The organism is Nocardioides allogilvus (assembly GCF_003047285.1).
Lineage (GTDB): Bacteria > Actinomycetota > Actinomycetes > Propionibacteriales > Nocardioidaceae > Nocardioides > Nocardioides allogilvus.
Genome location: NZ_PZYX01000003.1, coordinates 72,955 through 89,988, shown reverse-complemented (window position 1 = coordinate 89,988; position 17,034 = coordinate 72,955). Strand labels below are relative to the sequence as shown.

Below are 17,034 nucleotides of genomic sequence, written 5' to 3'. Positions count from 1 at the left end.
ATCGTATGGTTCTGTAAATCAGCACTCGCAGAAGGAAGGTCAGGTCCATGAGCCTCAGCGACTCCATGAGCGGAACGATCCCCGAGGGTTCGACCGACGGTTGGAAGGACTCGAAGCGCTACCTGTGGCTCATCGGCCTCGTGGTGCCGAGCCTGGCCCTCGTGGCGATCCTCGGCTACGCCTCGACCGGCTGGGGAGCGTGGCTGTGGCTGGGCCCGATCGTCATCCTGGTCGTCGTCCCCGCGATCGACCTCATGACCGGCCTCGACCGGTCCAACCCGCCCGACGACGTGATCGAGGCCCTCGAGGCCGATCGCTACTACCGCTGGGTGACCTACCTCTTCCTGCCGATCCAGTACCTCGGGTTCGTCGGCGCGATGACGATCGTGGCGGGCCACAACCCGATCGCCTGGGTCCTCGACCTGGTCGGACTGACCGCGTTCGCGCAGGAGAACCTGCCGGCGGCGTTCACCGGCGCGCTGACCCTCTCCGTGCTCGACAAGCTCGCGCTGGCGATCTCGATCGGCTGCATCGGCGGCATCGGCATCAACACCGCCCACGAGCTCGGCCACAAGAAGGAGGCCAACGAGCGCTGGCTTTCGAAGATCGCGCTGGCGCAGGTCGCCTACGGCCACTTCTACATCGAGCACAACCGCGGCCACCACGTCCGCGTCGCGACGCCCGAGGACCCCGCCAGCAGCCGGCTGGGCGAGAACTTCTACCAGTTCTGGCCGCGCACTGTCCTCGGCTCGCTGAAGTCCGCCTGGCACCTGGAGAAGCGTCGCTACGCGCGCAAGAAGCAGCACCCGTTCCGCCCCGGCAACGACGTGCTCAACGCCTGGGTCATGACCCTCGTGCTGTGGGGTGTGCTGATCGCCTGGCTGGGCATCGAGATCGCGCCGTACCTCCTCATCCAGGCGGTCATCGGCTTCTCGCTGCTCGAGGTCGTCAACTTCATGGAGCACTACGGCATGCTGCGCCAGAAGGTCGGCACCGGTGAGCGCCAGCGCTACGAGCGGGTCCTGCCCAGCCACAGCTGGAACTCCAACAACATCGCCACCAACGTGCTGCTCTACCACCTGCAGCGCCACAGCGACCACCACGCCAACCCGACCCGGCGCTACCAGGCGCTGCGCGACTTCGAGGAGTCGCCGGTGCTGCCGACCGGATACGCCGGGATGATCGTCCTGGCCATCGTTCCGGCCGTATGGCGCCGCGTGATGGACCACCGGGTCGTCGACCACTTCGGTGGCGACGTGAGCCTGGCCAACATCCAGCCGGGCAAGCGCGACAAGTACATCGCGCGGTACGCCGCGGACATGCCGGCCAAGGAGTCGACCGTGCGTGAGGACGTCACGCCCGGCCTGCTGGTCGACGAGGTGCTCGCTGCCCGCTGCCCCGGCTGCTCCTACGTCTACGAGGTCGCCGCCGGCGACGAGCACGAAGGTTTCGCCGCCGGCACCGCGTGGGCCGACATCCCGGCCGACTGGTGCTGCCCCGACTGCGGGGTCCGCGAGAAGGCCGACTTCGTCCCGTTCGACCCGAGCAAGGCGGTGGCGTGATGAGGATCGAGGTCGACCGCGACACGTGCGAGGGCATCGGCATGTGCGAGTCGATGGCCCACCGGTTCTTCGAGGTCGACGACGACGAGGTGATGCACGTGCTCGACGCCAACCCGGCCGAGGCTGACCGCAAGGAGGTCGCCGCGGCAGTGGCCTCCTGTCCGGTGCAGGCACTGAGTCTCGTTGACTGACCTGGCGGTCCCTACACTTCTCCGCATGGCCGTTCCGAGTGGTCTCGAGGTTGCGACGCTGCGTCAGCGCATGGTGGCGGCTGCCGTCGAGATGACGACCACCGAGGGCTGGGCCCACGTGACGATGTCGCGGCTGGCCCAGTCGGTCGGCGTCAGTCGGCAGACGGTCTACAACGAGATCGGCACCAAGAACGCGCTCGCCGAGGCGATGATCCTCGCCGAGCTCGAGAACTTCCTGGCCGTCGTCACGCATGCCTTCGACACCCACCCCGACGACCTCCCCGAGGCGGTGGAGGCGGCGATCCTGGGCGTGTTGGAGCTCGCCCAGGACAACACCCTGCTGCGCGCGGTGGTCTCGGCGACGCACGGCGCCGACACCGAGCTGCTGCCGTTGCTGACCACCCACTCCACCCAGCTGCTCGAGCTGGCCAAGGCCGTGGTCGGCGAGCGCGTCGGCGCCTACCGCCCGGACCTGACGCAGCGCGAGCTCGACGGGGCCATCGACATGGTCGTCCGGGTCGTGCTCAGCCACGTCATGCAGCCCAGCGGCACCCCGGCCCGCACCGCCGCCAGCCTCGGCTTCGTCGCCCGCCGCGTCCTCGAGGGCTAGGCGCTGCGGCGCTCCACGCGGGGCTCCAGGCTCCGCTCGCCCGACCGGGCCTGCGCAGCCTCGACGGCCGAGCGGAAGCCGGCCACGATGTAGGGCGGCACCCGCAGCCCCTTCTCCTCGGCCCAGAGGAGCTCGCGTTCGACCCGGGCGATCGTCTCGGCGAAGCTGTCCAGGTCGTCGGGGATGCCGAGCGTGAGCATCAGGTCGCCGAAGTCGGCGAGCTGCTCGGGGTTGTTGACGCCCACCGGCGAGAAGGAGATGGTCCGCAGGCGGCGTACGAGCCAACGCTGCCAGGGAGCCAGCTGCGAGGCGAGGCCCTGCGCCGACATCTTGTAGAAGGCGTAGTGGCCCGGCTCCTGGCGGCGGATCGGCGCGACGATGGTGTCGCTGACCGCGGTCTCGCCGAGCTCGCGGACACCGTCGTGGAGCAGGTTGTAGGCCAGCACCGCGGAGCGCTCGGTGGCCATGCCGGTGAGGTAGTAGAGCATCCGGGTGACGTCCTGGAGCTTGTCGATGCGCCCCAGCGCGCCGAGCACCTTGATCTTCGCCGAGACCGAGTCGGTGTCGGGGGTGGCCGGTGGCCGGCCGACGCGCGTCTGCAGCTCGTCGAGGATCAGGCCGTGCCGGATCTCCTGCGGCTGCCAGACGTCGGCGTAGAACCGGCGGTCCACCTCTGGCGGGTCGGGCAGCATCGTCATCAGCTCGAGCACGTTGCGGTCGACCTCGAGCTCGACGCGCGCCATGTAGTCGAGGACGTGGCCGAACCGGGCGGAGAACGTGTTGGGGTCGCGGACGGTGTAGTCGACGCTCGCGAGATCGATCGGGGGGTGCTCGGCGCCGAGCTTCTCGACGTGCTCCGCGAGTCGGGCCTCGAGCAGGCGGGGGCGAGTCACGGTGTCATTCTATTCTCAAGCACGTGATGACTTCGTCGCCCGCGGGCCAACGGATGGGTACGCCGGGCGGCCGGTCCATCATTGCGGCCGCTGTGCTCGGTTCCGGCATGACCTGGTTGGACGGCAGCGTGGTCAACGTCGCACTGCGCACCATCGGTGAGGACCTCGACGCCTCCCTCGCGCAGCTGCAGTGGATCAACAACGGCTACCTCGTCTCGCTGGCCGCGCTGATCCTGCTCGGCGGCTCGCTCGGCGACCGGCTTGGCCGCCGCCGGATGTTCGTCGTCGGCACCATCTGGTTCGCGTTGGCGAGCGCGCTGTGCGGTCTCGCGCCCAACGCGGAGACCCTGATCGTGGCCCGGATCCTGCAGGGGGTTGGGGGTGCGCTGCTGACGCCGGGCAGCCTGGCGATGATCCAGGGCGCGTTCGTGCCCGGGGACCGTGCCCGGGCCATCGGTGCCTGGTCGGGCCTGGGCGGCGTGGCCGCGGCGATCGGCCCCTTCGTCGGCGGCGTGCTCGTCGACCACGCGTCCTGGCGCTGGATCTTCCTGATCAACCTCCCGATCGCGGTCGTGACCGTCGTGATCGCGTGGCGCTCGGTGCCGGAGACCCGCGACCCCACGGCGACCGGCTCCTTCGACGTGATGGGTGCGGTGCTCGCCTCGCTGGCGCTGGGCGGCATCACCTACGCCCTGATCGACTGGGGCAGCGGTGGCGCGGTCTGGGCCGGCGCGGCCGGCCTGATCGCCGCCGTCGCCTTCCTGCTCCTGGAGCGCAGCGAGCCCCAGCCGATGATGCCGCTGGGCCTCTACCGCGACCGCACCTTCAGCGCCTCCAACGCGATGACCCTGCTGGTCTACGCAGCCCTCGGCGCGATGTCGTTCTTCCTCGTCCTGCAGCTGCAGACCGTCACCGGCTACAGCGCGCTCCAGGCCGGCCTGGCGACCATGCCGATCACCCTGTGCATGCTCTTCCTGGCGGCGAAGGGGGGAGCGCTCGGCACCCGCATCGGCCCGCGCATCCCGATGAGCGTCGGACCGCTGGTGATGGCGCTCGGCACGGTCCTCGTCGTGGGCGTCGACGCGCAGTCCAGCTACTGGCTGCACATCCTCCCGGGCGTCACCGTCTTCGGCCTCGGCCTGGCGCTGATGGTCGCGCCGCTGACCGCCACGGTGCTGGCCGCGGCCCCCGATGACAAGGCCGGCATCGCCAGCGGGATCAACAACGCCGTCGCACGCGCCGGCTCCCTGATGGCCGTCGCGGCCCTGCCGACCGCGGTCGGGTTGTCCGGGGACGAGTACGCCGATCCGCGCGTCTTCGCATCGGCGTACCCGAACGCCATGCTGGCGTGTGCTGCGCTGCTCGCGCTCGGGGGCGTCGTGTCCTGGCTGACGATCCCGAAGCGGCTGCCGGCCTGATCAGCCGCGCTTGCGGCGGTCAGGATCCCGCAGGGGATGGGCGGAACTCGACCGCGACATCGGACGGAAGGTCGTAGTAGAGACGGAAGTAGTCGCCGTACCGCGGCTCGTCGAACGCTGCCCAACACATGTAGTCGGGGTAGGGGAACGGCCCGACAGTGACCGTCTCGCCGTTCCCGTCGAGCGCTGCGGCGATCTGAGCATCGGTGGCCTGCCAGGTCACGAAGTTCTGCGTCATTGCCAGGTTGATCTCACGAGCCGTGGGGACCAGGGCAACCAGCATGCCGAGCGCCACCACTCCCATGACGGGGGTAGCGGCCGGTCCCAGCATCCGTGCTCCGGCGCGGAGGAGGCAGACCGCGGCGAAGCCCCACCACAGCGAAGAGATCATGTAGGCGCGTTCGCCGGTGATGCCCAGCGCCGTGGGTACGGCGAGGGCTGCCGCGCCCCCGGTCACGAGCACGAACGGGACCGGCCCGACCAGGCCCCGTAGAAGGTAGGTGGCAGCGAGTCCGAAGACGCAGGCACCGACGAGGACGCCCGCCAAGGCGGCCGCCTCGCCGATCTCGTCCCCGGTGAACGCTTCGCGCGGGATGACCTCGAAGGTATCGCTCCATGGTCCGACCGTCCATGTGGCGACCAAGACGAGAATGGCCAGTGCCGATAGTGGGATGGCGGTCAGTCGAGGCACCAATGCGCGGCGCACCCCGACCCACAGCAGCGCGGTCGCAACGACCGTGACACCCACCAGTCCTACGGCACCCATCATGAGCCAGATCTGGGCCGACACGACTCCACGGTGCAGCAGCTGCTGGACAAGGGGCAGCGTGTCGGCGGCCTGCGCCTGGAACGCAGTGGCCCTTCCGAGGAGACCGGGCGACAGTACGTGGTAGGCGAAGGCGGCGACCGAGGCCGCGCTGAGCAGCCCTAGATATCGACTCACCCGTCCCTTCAAAAGAAGCCAGCAGCTCGCGATGGTTGCGAGCATGGTCACCGAGGCGGTCTCTTGACTGATGTTGGCCAGCACGACGAACGGAGGTGCGATCCACAGCATCGCGGTGGGGGCCGGTCGTCCGCTCACCTTGGCGAGGAAGGGCCAACCGCCGACCAGGATGCACACGGCGGAGCCGAGATGGGTGAGTGCGGCGGACAGCCAGAAGATTCCGTCGCCCGCGGCAGCGGGTCGCAACGCGATGATCGACAGCGGGAGGGCGGCGCACAGCCCGAGGACCGCCAGGACCGCGTAGTCAGCTTTCGACGTATGTCGCCGCCAACCGGGGACACGACCGGTGATCCAGGCACAACCACCGATCACCAGCGCAGCCATCAGGACGGGGCCGACCACGGCCCACGCAGTGCGTCCGCCCTGCAGCACCACTCGCACGGCGGCATCGGTGAAACGGCCGTTCACTTGGAGGTAGTCGTGGCGATACAGCTGCCACCACTCGCTCACCGACATCCGTGCGTCGGGCCGGCCGGCAAGCCCGGCGTTGAGAAGGTCGTCGCTCTGCAGGATCACCCTGCTGTACTCGAGTGCCCAGAACCCCACCAATGCGAGGACGAGGCCGATCTCGCAAAGCTGCAGGGCGAATGCCCGGGTGGATCGGCTCGAGCGGACACCGTCTCCCACGTCGGTAACCTAGCAGCCGGCATCGGTGCGCGAGGCGTCGTCCGAGGGTGGTGGAGGGGACAGCGTGATGGTTGGCTCGACCGACGGCGTGACCGGGGAGCCGACACTCACCGTCGTGGTGCCCGCCCACAATTCCGGATCTGCGCTGGCGCACTCAGTGCGGACCTTGACCACGGCATGGCCGGATCTGTCGACCGAGGTCGTGATCGTCGAGAACGGTTCGACCGACGACACCTTGGCGACAGCGCGCCGGCTGGCTGCCAAGCATCCCGACCGTGTCCGGGTCATCTGCTCGGAGACTGGCCTCGGGCGGGCGTATGCAGCCGGCATTAGGGCGGCCCGCGGTAGCACCGTCCTGTTGACGGCGGATGACCTCCCCTTCGGTGTGAGCGACGTTTCTTCCTGGACGGTCGCTGGGGGTCCGGGCGCAGAGCAGGTCTTCATCGGGTCGAAGGCACACCCGCACTCACGAGTCAGGCGATCCTTGCTTCGTTCCCTGATGACGTCCGTCTTTTCGTTGGAGAGGCGTGTCGTCCTGGACATGCACATCGGGGACACCCAGGGAACGGTGTTCGCGCCGCGTCCATGGCTGCTCGCACAGCTGCCGCACTTGAAGGAGGGCGGCTACCTCTTCTCCACGGAGCTCTTGTACGCCGCCACGCTCCAGACGGTGCCCGTCACCGAGCTCCCTGTGGAGCTCGACCTGACGACGCGACGTGCCTCGACGGTTTCCCTTCGCGACGCGTGGCAGATGTTCATTGGACTGCTCCAGCTGCGTCGCCGGCGAGAATCGCTTCGCGCGGCCTCGCGGTGACGGTTTCGTCCGTCCTGATCAGCCGCGCTTGCGGCCGAACAGCCGTGGCTTGTCCGTGGCGGGTGGGGCCTGCTGGAGCCGACGGCGGTTGCGCTCCAGTTTCTTCTTCAACCTGGCGACCTGTGCCTCGAGCCTGGCGTTGGTGGCCGCCAGCCGGTCACGCTCCTCGGTCACCTCGGTGATCACGATGCGCGGCAGCTCGACCAGCTCCTGGAGCCGCTTGACCGTGCCGTGGGGAAGCAGCAGCACCCGGTCGTCGAGCCGGCGCTGGACCAGGTCGTGGTTGCGGGCCCAGTGCGCGTCGTCGTGGAGGTGGTGCGACGACTGGTCCGCCAGCCACCAGCGGTAGAGGGCCGTGACGGTGGTGGTCTCGGCGACACCGACGAGGGTGACCGCGCGCAGCAGGAAGTCCCAGTCCTCCGTGGTGTCGAGCTCCTCGTCGAAGCGTTCCCCGAGGTCGTGGAAAACGGCTCGGGGGAAGGCGATCGTCATCGGAGGCGTGTTGTTCATCAACAGGTGGTCGAGCAGGTGGAACTGGGCCGGCCAGTGCGCGTAGGGCTCGCCGACCGGTGCGGCACCCGTCTGTCCGTCCTTCGTCATCGGCTCGACGTCCTGGCGCAATGCGACAGCCCGCAGGGCACGCCCGGGCAGTTCGTCGTGCAGCTGCCGGAAGGTCGCCACCCACGCGGGCAGCACGACGTCGTCGTCATCGAGGATCACGATGTAGCTGCCGCGCGCCGCCTCGAAGCCGAGGTTGAGCGGGGCTCCGCGGGCGCCGGTGTCGAGGTCGAGCACGCGGATTTTGGCGCGCAGCCACTCGGGCTGCGCAGCCACGACAGCGTCGACCGGGGCCGTGACCGTGCTCGCGGCGCGGTGGCGGACCAGGACGACCTCGAAGTCCCGGTCGGTCTGCTCGGCCAGGCTTCCCAGGGACTCCGCCAGGCACGGGATCCGGCGACCCTGCGTGCGCATGACGACCGTGAGGAAGCACTCGCCCTCGGCGAAGGGCCGCGCCTCGACCCCGGCGCGCGCGAGCACCTCGTCGAGGCTTGTCGCGCGAACAGTCGAGCCGGCGCCGGCAACAGTGCGAGACATGTTCTCCACTCAGGGGCTTCGGAAGGTGATGGTGCACGATATCGCCACAACCGGCGACCGAGCAGTGACCGCGTCGTCGGGTCGGTGACTTCGGGGCAGCCCCGCGCTGGCGCTACCATCGACGGGCAATCTGATCAAGCATCCAGTCGGGGGAACATTGAACACGCAGATCACCGAGGTGCGTGGGTCGTTCCCGCGGTCGGCCTTCGACACGGCATGGGTACGCAGGGGAGCGCTGGCCGGCCTCGACGTGCTGGCGTGGACTGTCGCCCTCGGCCTGATCATCGGCATCCGCCTGGACTTCGCGATCACCGAAGTCGAGTCGGCATCGGTGATCCGCTACTGGATCGTCGTCGGAATCCTGCTGATCGCGACGGGCTACGCGTCGAAGTTCTACCGCGGCCGTTTCCTCGTGGGCTCGTTCGATGAGGCGCTGGGCCTCGCGCTGCACGTCGGCACCGTCGCCGCCCTCGCCCTCGTCCTCTCACCGGTGATCTATCCGGGACTCCCGCGCAGCATCCCCGTGCTGGTGCCGCCGGTGGCCCTCTTGCTCTGCGCCGCCACGCGCTGGCTCTACCGCGCCTTCCGGGACCGTTCCAGCGACGGTGTCCGCGGCGAGGTCACCAACGTCCTCGTGTACGGCGCCGGTGAGGCAGGTCGCCAGGTCGCCAACCTTGTTCGCACCCAGTCCGACCTGTCGTTCCGTGTCGTGGGTTACCTCGACGACAACCCCGGCAAGCGCCACCTCCGTATCCAGGGCATCCCGGTCCTCGGTGGCGGACTCTCCATGGCGGACGTGGCCAGTGAGCGCGCGGCCCAGGGCGTCATCTTCGCGGTGCCGAATGCGAGCGGTGCCCTCATCGGCCGAGTCCAGGAGCAGGCACAGCATTCCGGGCTGGACTTCTTCGTGCTGCCCCGAGTCAACGACCTGATCGGCGGAAAGGTCGGTGCCACCGACATCCGTCGCGTGGAGATCGGGGACGTGCTGGGCCGGCACCAGGTCGAGACCGACCTGAGCGCCATCGCGGGTTATCTCACCGGCAAGCGCGTGCTGATCACCGGCGCTGGTGGCTCCATCGGCTCTGAGCTGGCGCGACAGGTCCATCGGTTCGGTCCTACCACGCTCATCATGCTCGACCGCGACGAGTCAGGCCTCCACTCGGTCCAGCTGTCGGTCTACGGACGAGGTCTCCTCGACAATCCGGACACGGTGCTCGTGGACATCCGCGACATGGAGAGCCTGCGAGAGGTCTTCAAGGAGCACGAGCCGCAGATCATCTTCCACGCAGCCGCGCTCAAGCACCTGCCGATGTTGGAGCGATTCCCCGGTGAGGGCTGGAAGACCAATGTTCTCGGCACCCTGAACCTGCTCAAGCTCGCGGCGGAGTTCGACGTCGAACACTTCGTCAACATCTCCACCGACAAGGCGGCCGACGCCACCAGCGTTCTCGGCGTGACCAAGCGGACAGCCGAGCAGCTGACCGCGTGGCAGGCACAAGAGACCAAGCGGCCCTACATCAGCGTGCGGTTCGGCAATGTCCTCGGTTCGCGAGGGTCGATGCTGCACACGTTCAATTCCCAGATCGAGTCCGGTGGACCGATCACGGTGACCCATCCGGATGTCTCCCGCTACTTCATGACCATCCCCGAGGCATGCGAACTGGTCGTGCAGGCCGGGGCGATCGGTCGGCCCGGCGACGTCATGGTGCTGGAGATGGGCGAGCCCGTGAAGATCCTCGATGTCGCCAAGCGCATGATCAAGCTGTCCGGCGCACGCAGCATCGACATCGTCTTCACCGGGCTCCGACAGGGAGAGAAGCTGCACGAGCAGCTCTTCGGTGATGACGAGCAGTCGCGCAGCACCCAGCACCCGATGATCCGAACGGTGGCGGTGCCCATGCTCGATCCGGAGCAGCTCGAAGAACCGCCCCGGGTGTCTCAGGACACCTGAGCGTCGACGGAGCGCGGGGACTGGGCGGTTCTGCCCGGGTAGAGGTGCGCGGCGATCAGTACGGCGACGAAGAAGCCCAGTGGGACGACGGAGATCGGCTCGGTGACTCCTGCCAGCAGCAGCCCGGCAACGCCCAGGATCCCCAAGCGCCCTCGCTCCCGAGCGGCGGGAGTGGTCAGTCCGCGCCGTTGGCGCAGCGCACGTGCCACCGTCTGCAGGTACACGAGCGCGAACAGGCCCACTCCGACGACGCCGAGCTCGGGCACGAGATCCATGGCCGAGTTGTGACCGTGGGCGACCGTATGGCCCACCCGCAGGACGATCTCGTCGAACGCCCCATTGGGAGGCGCGGGACGCCACGGATGCGGCCACACGCTCCCCCACCCGTCACCGATCACCCGCACCCTCATAGCACTGGCGCTCCAGGCCGCTTCCCAGATCTGGACACGGCCGGTGATGGACAGGTCGCGCTGGATGTCACGGTGCAGGGATTCGTACCACCCGATGCTCACCGCGCTGAGGGTCGTCAACATGGCACCGATCCCGAGCCAGTACCTCCGCCCCGGTTGCCTGCCCAGGGACGCGAGATGGTCGCGAGCGCCGAGCACGAGGGCGATCGCGCTGAGCGCAGCGAGTGCGGCGATTCCGGTGGCCGATTCAGCCAAAATGATCCCCGACACGATCAGCAACAGGGCTGCCGTCCATCCGGCCCTCAGTGCCCTGCTTCTCGGGACGAAGCTCACCGCAAGCGCGAAGGCGATGATCATCGCGTAAGCGAGGATGTTGCGGTTGGTGCCGACCCCGGCCAGGTATCCCGACGAACCGGGTGGAACCGCTGCGCCCGGCATCTTCGCCCAGAACGCGTAGATCGACGTGACGACGACGACCGCCGCCCCGAGCATCACCCCGTGGGTGAGCGCGCGAGTTTCGACGTTGCATGCGACCACGACCCCGAGGACAGCCAGGACGACATAGAGACCCGAGAAGTGCACGGTGAAAGCCTGGTTGATCGACCAGAAGCACGAGGCGAACGCGAAAGCGAGGAAGACCGCCACGGACCACGGGATGCGTGGCAAGCGGAGCCAGGGAAGCGACAGGACGCAGGCAATGGTCGTGCACAGCACTGCACGCCGCAGCGAGTTGTCGAAGACTGGTTCGAAGACCAGGGGTGAGGAGACGAAGAAGAAGTCCAGAGCCAGCACCAGCGACCACAAGGTGCCTCGCCACGACCCGGCTCGCGCGGGCGTTCCCGCAGGGGCGAACCGACGTAGGGACCGAGGTTGGGACGACGACGTGGCCACCGGCCCGGCCGGCTCCTCATCGGGAGTCGGTGGGGCGGCGGGATCAGTTCCCGCTGCCGAATTCACGTGACCTGCACCTGACGCTCTGCTTCCTTGCCTGACACGGCCCGGCCGGACCGAACCCTGCGCGAACCGTACCCGCAGCCAGGGTGTCCGCATGGTCAGGCGCCGCCCCTGCGGCCGGTCTGGCCGATACCGGCGCCGTGGCTCGCCACGGCTACACTGCGAGCCGACCTCGATCGATCGGAATGAACACTCGTGCTGCTCAGTGACTACCTCGCAGCCCTCAAGGGCGGCTGGAAGATCATCCTCGGGATTCTGGTGGCAGCAGTGACGCTGTCGTTCATCCCGGTGCTGAACTCTACCCCGGTCTACTCCTCCAGCACCGACCTGTTCGTCGCGACGAGCGCGAACACCGATGATCCCGAAGAGCTCTACCAGCGCAACGCCATCGCTGCTCAGCGTGTCGCGAGCTATGTCTCGGCCGCATCGGGTGACGTCGTCGCCGACAAGGTGGCAGAGGCACTGGGCGGGGATCTCGACGCAACGGTCGTTGCCGAAGCCATCTCCGGCACGGTCGTCATCCGCATCACCGCCACGGGCCCTGACGCCGAGCGGGTGCGCGACGTCGCCGCCGCTTACGCAGAGGTGGTGCCGGGTGTCATCGAGGACCTCGAGGCAGTGGGCGACAACACCTCGGCCCAGGTCCGCGTGACCGTCATCGATGAGGCGGACGTCCCCGGGGAGACGCCTCGCTCCTACCTGCCCAACATCGTGCTCTCGCTGATCCTTGGCCTCGGTCTGGGTCTCGTCATCGTCATGCTGCGCGAGACGCTTCGGCGTGAGCGGCGCGCTGCACGGGCGGCGGCGAGCTCCGCGGACGCGCGTGACCTCTGACGTGGGCACCCACACAGCACGCGTGCAGCCCTCGGCGGATGTGGCTGAGAACGCCGTGCTCGGCGACGGCACCACCGTCTGGCACCTGGCCCAGGTCCGCGAAGATGCGATCCTCGGCCAGGACTGCGTCATCGGACGCGGTGCCTACATCGGTGCCGGGGTCGAACTCGGCGACAACTGCAAGGTGCAGAACTACGCCCTCGTCTACGAACCCGCTGCCCTCGGTCATGGAGTGTTCATCGGCCCCGCCGTGGTCCTCACCAACGACACTTACCCTCGTGCGGTCTCCGTCGACGGCAGCCCGAAGTCGGCGGCCGACTGGGAACCCGTCGGGGTGGTCATTGGCGACGGTGCTGCGATCGGTGCACGTTCGGTCTGCGTCGCCCCGCTGCGGATCGGCCGGTGGGCGCTCGTTGGCGCCGGCTCCGTAGTCACCAAGGACGTCCCCGACCACGCACTCGTCGCCGGTGTGCCGGCGACCCGCATCGGCTGGGTCGGCCGCGCCGGCCGACGCCTTGAGGAGTCCGCACCCGGACTCTGGACCTGCCCTGAGACAAGCGAGCGCTATCGGGAGACCCCCGACGGCCTCGCGCTGGAGGAATCGTGACCGAAGCAGCATTCATCCCGCCCGCCAAGCCGCTGATCGGTGACGAGGAGCGTGAGGCCGTCGATCGTGTGCTGCGCAGCGGCATGATCGCGCAGGGACCGGAGGTCCAGGCGTTCGAGCGTGAGTACTCCGAGCACTTCGGTCTCGGCCGCGCGTGCGTGGCTGTCAACTCCGGCACGTCCGGCCTGCACGTCGGGCTCCTGGCGTCCGGGGTGGGTCGCGGCGACGAGGTCATCGTGCCGTCGTTCACCTTCGCCGCGACTGCCAACTCGGTGGCCCTGACCGGCGCGACGCCGGTCTTCGCCGACATCGATCTCGACACCTTCTGCCTCGACCCGGCCAGCGTCGAGTCCAGGATCACCGAGCGCACCAAGGCCGTCATGCCGGTGCACCTCTACGGTCATCCCGCCGACATGTCCGGTTTCGCGGCCCTGGCCGACAAGCACTCCATCGCGGTCTTCGAGGACGCGGCCCAGGCCCACGGTGCCTCGCTCGACGGCACGCCGGTCGGTGCCTTCGGACAGTTCGCGATGTTCTCGCTCTACCCGACCAAGAACATGACGTCGGGTGAGGGCGGCATGGTGTCGGTGGCTGATGACGAGACAGAGCGACTGATCCGGCTGTACCGCAACCAAGGGATGCTGCGGCAGTACGAGAACGAGGTCGTCGGTCTCAACAACCGGATGACCGACATCCACGCGGCCATCGGCCGGGTGCAGCTCACGAAGGTCGACGCTTGGACGGCAACCCGTCAGGCCAATGCCCGCTTCTTGTCGGACAACCTCGAGGGTGTCGTCACCCCTCCGGTCACCGACGGTGCCGTGCACGTCTACCACCAGTACACCGTTCGGGTGCCCGAGGATCGTGACGGCCTGGCCGCAGCGCTCCGCGAGGAGTACGCCGTTGGTTCGGGCATGTTCTACCCGATCCCCAACCACCGGCTGGCGCCCTTCGCCACCAGCGACGACCTGCCGGTCACCGAGCAGGCAGCCCGTGAGTGCCTCTCGCTCCCGGTCCACCCCTCGGTCTCCCAAGCTGATCTGGAGCGCATCGTGACAGCGGTCAACACTCTTGTGAAGGCAGGTGCGTGATGACGACACTGCGTGCAGGCCTGCTCGGCCTCGGCATGATGGGGCGCAACCACGCCCGTGTGCTGCACGAGATCGACGACGTCGATCTGGTCGGCGTCGCAGATCCCGCCGGTGACGTCCACCGGGTCGCCGGCAGCGCCCAGGTCGTCGACTCGGTCGAGGCCCTGATCGAGCTCGGCATTGAGCTCGCCGTCGTCGCCGTACCCACCGCCTTCCACCTCGACGCGGGCCTCAAGCTGGCTGCGGCCGGTGTGCCGACGCTGATCGAGAAGCCGCTGGCGACGACCAGCGAGGAGTGCGCGCAGCTCGTCGCCGCCTTCGAGGAGGCCGGGCTGGTCAACGCGGTCGGGCACATCGAGCGCTGCAATCCTGCACTCCTGTCACTGCGCAAGCGCCTGGCCAACGGTGACCTCGGAGACATCTACCAGGTGGCGACTCGTCGGCAGGGCCCGTTCCCCAACCGGATCGCGGACGTGGGTGTGGTCAAGGACCTCGCCACGCACGACATCGACCTCACGGCATGGGTCATCCAGTCGCCGTATGCCAGCGTCTCGGCGAGCACCGCGCACAAGAGCGGCCGTGAGCACGAGGACCTCATCTCCGTCACCGGCACGATGGCCAACGGCGTCGTGGTCAGCCACCTCGTCAACTGGCTCTCCCCGATGAAGGAGCGTCTGACGGTGGTCACCGGCGAGCGCGGCGCCTTCGTCGCCGACACCCTCCACGGCGACCTGACCTTCCACGAGAACGGCCTCATGCCCACCGAGTGGAGCCAGGTCGCCTCGTTCCGTGGTGTCAGTGAAGGCGACATGACGCGCTTCGCCCTCCCCAAGCGTGAGCCCCTGCGCGTCCAGCACGAGAACTTCCGCGATGCCGTTCTCGGCCGCGATGCCGAGGTCGTCAGCATGCGCGAAGGTATGGCGACGGTGCGCGTCGCCGAAGCGTGCCTGACGTCAGCGCGCGAGCGCCGTACCGTCGACCTGGAAAGCTAGCGAGGGCAGCCACGTGAAGATCGCAGTCATCGGACTCGGAAAGATCGGGCTGCCGCTCGCGGCCCAGTTCGCCGATGCCGGCCACGACGTCATCGGCGTCGACGTCCACGAGCCCACTGTCGCGACCATCAACGAGGGCCGGGCCCCGTTCCCCGGTGAGGCGCACCTCGAGGACTACCTCGCGCGCCTCGTCCCCGCGGGCCGGCTGACAGCCACCACCAGCTATGCCGACGCGATCCCGCAGGTCGACGTCGTTGTCGTCGTGGTCCCGCTCTTCGTCGACCGCGACGGGCAACCCGACTTCGGCTGGATGGACGGTTCCACCCGCGACATCGCGGCCAACCTCACGCGCGACACCCTTGTCATCTACGAGACGACGCTCCCCGTCGGCACCACCCGGACGCGTTGGAAGCCGGCCCTCGAGGCCGGCAGCGGAATGACCGAGGGGACGGAGTTCCACGTCGTCTTCTCCCCGGAACGCGTGTTGACCGGCCGCGTCTTCGAGGACCTGCGCAAGTACCCGAAGCTGGTCGGTGCCCTCAGTCCTGAGGGCGCCGCAGCGGCAGTCGCCTTCTACCAACAGGTGCTGACCTTCGATGAGCGCCCGGACCTCGCACGCGGCAACGGAGTCTGGGACCTGGGCTCGGCCGAGGCGGCCGAGATGGCGAAACTCGCGGAGACCACCTACCGGGACGTCAACATCGGTCTGGCCAACCAGTTCGCGGTGTTCGCCGAGCAGGTCGGTGTCGATGTCCACGAGGTGATCGCGGCATCCAACTCGCAGCCTTACAGCCACCTGCACCAGCCGGGGATCTCCGTGGGCGGCCACTGCATCCCGGTCTACCCGCGCCTCTACCTCTCGGGCGACCCCGGCGCGACCGTGGTCCGAGCGGCGCGCGAGGCCAACGCTGCCATGCCGGCCCACGCCGTCAGCCGACTCGGCGATCGGCTGGGCGCTCTCACCGGCAAGCGCGTCGCCGTACTCGGGGCGGCCTACCGTGGTGGCGTGAAGGAGACTGCGTTCAGTGGCGTCTTCGACGTCGTGAAGTCGCTGGAGGAGCACGGCGCCGTCGTGGCGGTCCACGACCCGATGTACACAGACGATGAGCTCGCTGGCCTGGGCTTCACCCCATATCACCTGGGCGAGCCCACCGAAGCGGCCATCATCCAGACCGACCACGCGGCGTACTCCGACGTCACCCAGGCTGACCTCCCGGGTGTCCAGCTCGTGCTCAACGGCCGCCCTGCCCTCGCGCTCTCGCTGCCTGCGGAGCTCGTGGTCACCATCGGACGAGCCAGTCATGGATGAGCTCGACCAGATCAAGGCGCGCTATGCCCGCCGCGAGCCCACTGGCTCGATCTACGGCATGCACCACAACGACGCGTTCTTCGCTCTGCAGCAGCGGGACGCGGTCATGCGTCACCTCGTGGTGGGACTGCGGCCGCAGGGCTTCGAGGGACTGCGCGTGCTCGAGGTGGGTTGCGGCTCCGGGATGAACCTGCTGCGTTTCCTGATGTGGGGGGTCGCTCCTGTTGACCTGCACGGTGTCGATCTCCTGCCGGAACGGTGTGAAGCCGCTCGACAGCACCTGCCGGCCGCGTCATCGATCCGTGAGGGTGACGCCTCGGCGATGACCTTCGAGCAGCCCTTCGACATCGTGCTGCAGTCGACGACGCTGTCCTCGATCCTGGACGACGACCTGCGCCGCCAAGTTGCCCAGGTCATGTGGGACGCGACCGCCTCTGGGGGCGCCGTGCTCTCCTACGACTTTGCGGTCAACAACCCGAAGAACCCCGACGTGCGCAAGGTGACCGTTCCGGAGTTGCGCGAGCTGTTCCCCGACGGCGACGCGACGGTTCGCCGGGTCACCTTGGCTCCGCCCATCGGCCGACGCGTGGGCAGGTGGCCCGCGGCGTACAAGATGCTCTCGGCGGTCCCCCCGTTGCTGAGCCATCGCCTGGTCCTGATCAAGAAGCCCTGA

The 17,034-nt window shown here is 68.4% G+C and carries 16 protein-coding genes; 12 read left to right on the top strand and 4 right to left on the bottom strand.

Going from position 1 to position 17,034, the window contains the following annotated elements; all coding sequences use genetic code 11:
* Positions 1–47: 47 nt before the first annotated feature.
* Genes C9J87_RS20515 through C9J87_RS06845 form a run of 3 tightly spaced genes read left to right on the top strand, consistent with a single transcriptional unit; the run spans position 48 to position 2,363 of the window.
* Positions 48–1,562, top strand: coding sequence for a fatty acid desaturase (locus tag C9J87_RS20515; protein ID WP_107705076.1), 1,515 nt, complete (start codon positions 48–50; stop codon positions 1,560–1,562).
* Positions 1,562–1,753 (top strand): ferredoxin, encoded by a 192-nt coding sequence (locus C9J87_RS06850; protein ID WP_036489893.1) that lies wholly within the window; start codon positions 1,562–1,564, stop codon positions 1,751–1,753. The genes C9J87_RS20515 and C9J87_RS06850 overlap by 1 nt, the downstream gene beginning before the upstream one ends.
* A 25-nt stretch (positions 1,754–1,778) precedes the next feature.
* Positions 1,779–2,363: a TetR family transcriptional regulator gene (locus C9J87_RS06845; RefSeq protein WP_107705075.1), complete on the top strand. Its 585-nt coding sequence runs from the start codon at positions 1,779–1,781 to the stop codon at positions 2,361–2,363.
* Here the strand turns inward: C9J87_RS06845 and C9J87_RS06840 are convergent.
* Positions 2,360–3,256 carry a GTP-binding protein LepA gene (locus C9J87_RS06840; RefSeq protein ID WP_232819895.1) on the bottom strand — a complete coding sequence of 299 codons (897 nt, stop codon included), beginning with the start codon at positions 3,254–3,256 and terminating at the stop codon, positions 2,360–2,362. The two genes, C9J87_RS06845 and C9J87_RS06840, sit on opposite strands and share 4 nt — an antisense overlap.
* A 26-nt stretch (positions 3,257–3,282) precedes the next feature.
* On the opposite strand from C9J87_RS06840, the gene C9J87_RS06835 reads away from it, so the two are divergent.
* Entirely contained in the window at positions 3,283–4,674 is a 1,392-nt protein-coding gene (locus tag C9J87_RS06835) for an MFS transporter (protein WP_107705074.1), read from the top strand.
* 19 nt (positions 4,675–4,693) lie between these two features.
* Here C9J87_RS06835 and C9J87_RS06830 read toward each other — a convergent pair whose 3' ends face one another.
* Positions 4,694–6,304 carry a hypothetical protein gene (locus tag C9J87_RS06830; RefSeq protein ID WP_107705073.1) on the bottom strand — a complete coding sequence of 537 codons (1,611 nt, stop codon included), beginning with the start codon at positions 6,302–6,304 and terminating at the stop codon, positions 4,694–4,696.
* Between the two features lie 25 nt (positions 6,305–6,329).
* On the opposite strand from C9J87_RS06830, the gene C9J87_RS06825 reads away from it, so the two are divergent.
* Positions 6,330–7,118 (top strand): glycosyltransferase, encoded by a 789-nt coding sequence (locus C9J87_RS06825; protein WP_198652295.1) that lies wholly within the window; start codon positions 6,330–6,332, stop codon positions 7,116–7,118.
* 18 nt (positions 7,119–7,136) lie between these two features.
* On the opposite strand, the gene C9J87_RS06820 is transcribed toward C9J87_RS06825, so the two are convergent.
* On the bottom strand, positions 7,137–8,213 hold the full coding sequence (locus C9J87_RS06820) for a glycosyltransferase family 2 protein (RefSeq protein ID WP_107705072.1): 1,077 nt from the start codon (positions 8,211–8,213) through the stop codon (positions 7,137–7,139).
* Between the two features lie 157 nt (positions 8,214–8,370).
* Between C9J87_RS06820 and C9J87_RS20175 the strand changes: the two genes are divergently transcribed.
* The gene (locus C9J87_RS20175) at positions 8,371–10,164 is read left to right on the top strand and encodes a polysaccharide biosynthesis protein (protein ID WP_107705071.1); all 1,794 of its coding nucleotides are present in this window, start codon (positions 8,371–8,373) and stop codon (positions 10,162–10,164) included.
* Here the strand turns inward: C9J87_RS20175 and C9J87_RS06810 are convergent.
* Positions 10,152–11,366, bottom strand: a complete 1,215-nt coding sequence (locus C9J87_RS06810; protein ID WP_107705070.1) for an O-antigen ligase family protein — start codon at positions 11,364–11,366, stop codon at positions 10,152–10,154. The two genes, C9J87_RS20175 and C9J87_RS06810, sit on opposite strands and share 13 nt — an antisense overlap.
* 357 nt (positions 11,367–11,723) lie before the next feature.
* Here C9J87_RS06810 and C9J87_RS06805 point away from each other — a divergent pair, with 357 nt between their 5' ends.
* From C9J87_RS06805 to C9J87_RS06780, 6 genes are read left to right on the top strand one after another with little or no spacing between them, the layout of a single operon-like run.
* A complete protein-coding gene (locus C9J87_RS06805; protein WP_107705069.1) occupies positions 11,724–12,362 on the top strand; it encodes a YveK family protein in 639 nt (212 codons plus the stop codon).
* Between the two features lies 1 nt (position 12,363).
* Positions 12,364–12,969 (top strand): acyltransferase, encoded by a 606-nt coding sequence (locus C9J87_RS06800; protein WP_198652304.1) that lies wholly within the window; start codon positions 12,364–12,366, stop codon positions 12,967–12,969.
* The gene (locus tag C9J87_RS06795; protein WP_107705068.1) at positions 12,966–14,060 is read left to right on the top strand and encodes a DegT/DnrJ/EryC1/StrS family aminotransferase; all 1,095 of its coding nucleotides are present in this window, start codon (positions 12,966–12,968) and stop codon (positions 14,058–14,060) included. The genes C9J87_RS06800 and C9J87_RS06795 overlap by 4 nt, the downstream gene beginning before the upstream one ends.
* On the top strand, positions 14,060–15,052 hold the full coding sequence (locus tag C9J87_RS06790; RefSeq protein WP_107705067.1) for a Gfo/Idh/MocA family protein: 993 nt from the start codon (positions 14,060–14,062) through the stop codon (positions 15,050–15,052). The genes C9J87_RS06795 and C9J87_RS06790 overlap by 1 nt, the downstream gene beginning before the upstream one ends.
* A 13-nt stretch (positions 15,053–15,065) precedes the next feature.
* Entirely contained in the window at positions 15,066–16,361 is a 1,296-nt protein-coding gene (locus tag C9J87_RS06785) for a nucleotide sugar dehydrogenase (protein ID WP_107705066.1), read from the top strand.
* Positions 16,354–17,034: a class I SAM-dependent methyltransferase gene (locus C9J87_RS06780; protein WP_107705065.1), complete on the top strand. Its 681-nt coding sequence runs from the start codon at positions 16,354–16,356 to the stop codon at positions 17,032–17,034. The genes C9J87_RS06785 and C9J87_RS06780 overlap by 8 nt, the downstream gene beginning before the upstream one ends.

Coding starts and splice junctions, on each gene's coding strand:
- C9J87_RS20515 (WP_107705076.1), top strand. CDS start 48: ATGAGCCTCAGCGACTCCATGAGCGGAACGATCCCCGAGGGTTCGACC.
- C9J87_RS06835 (WP_107705074.1), top strand. CDS start 3,283: ATGACTTCGTCGCCCGCGGGCCAACGGATGGGTACGCCGGGCGGCCGG.
- C9J87_RS06820 (WP_107705072.1), bottom strand. CDS start 8,213: ATGTCTCGCACTGTTGCCGGCGCCGGCTCGACTGTTCGCGCGACAAGC.
- C9J87_RS06845 (WP_107705075.1), top strand. CDS start 1,779: ATGGCCGTTCCGAGTGGTCTCGAGGTTGCGACGCTGCGTCAGCGCATG.
- C9J87_RS06790 (WP_107705067.1), top strand. CDS start 14,060: ATGACGACACTGCGTGCAGGCCTGCTCGGCCTCGGCATGATGGGGCGC.
- C9J87_RS06780 (WP_107705065.1), top strand. CDS start 16,354: ATGGATGAGCTCGACCAGATCAAGGCGCGCTATGCCCGCCGCGAGCCC.
- C9J87_RS06850 (WP_036489893.1), top strand. CDS start 1,562: ATGAGGATCGAGGTCGACCGCGACACGTGCGAGGGCATCGGCATGTGC.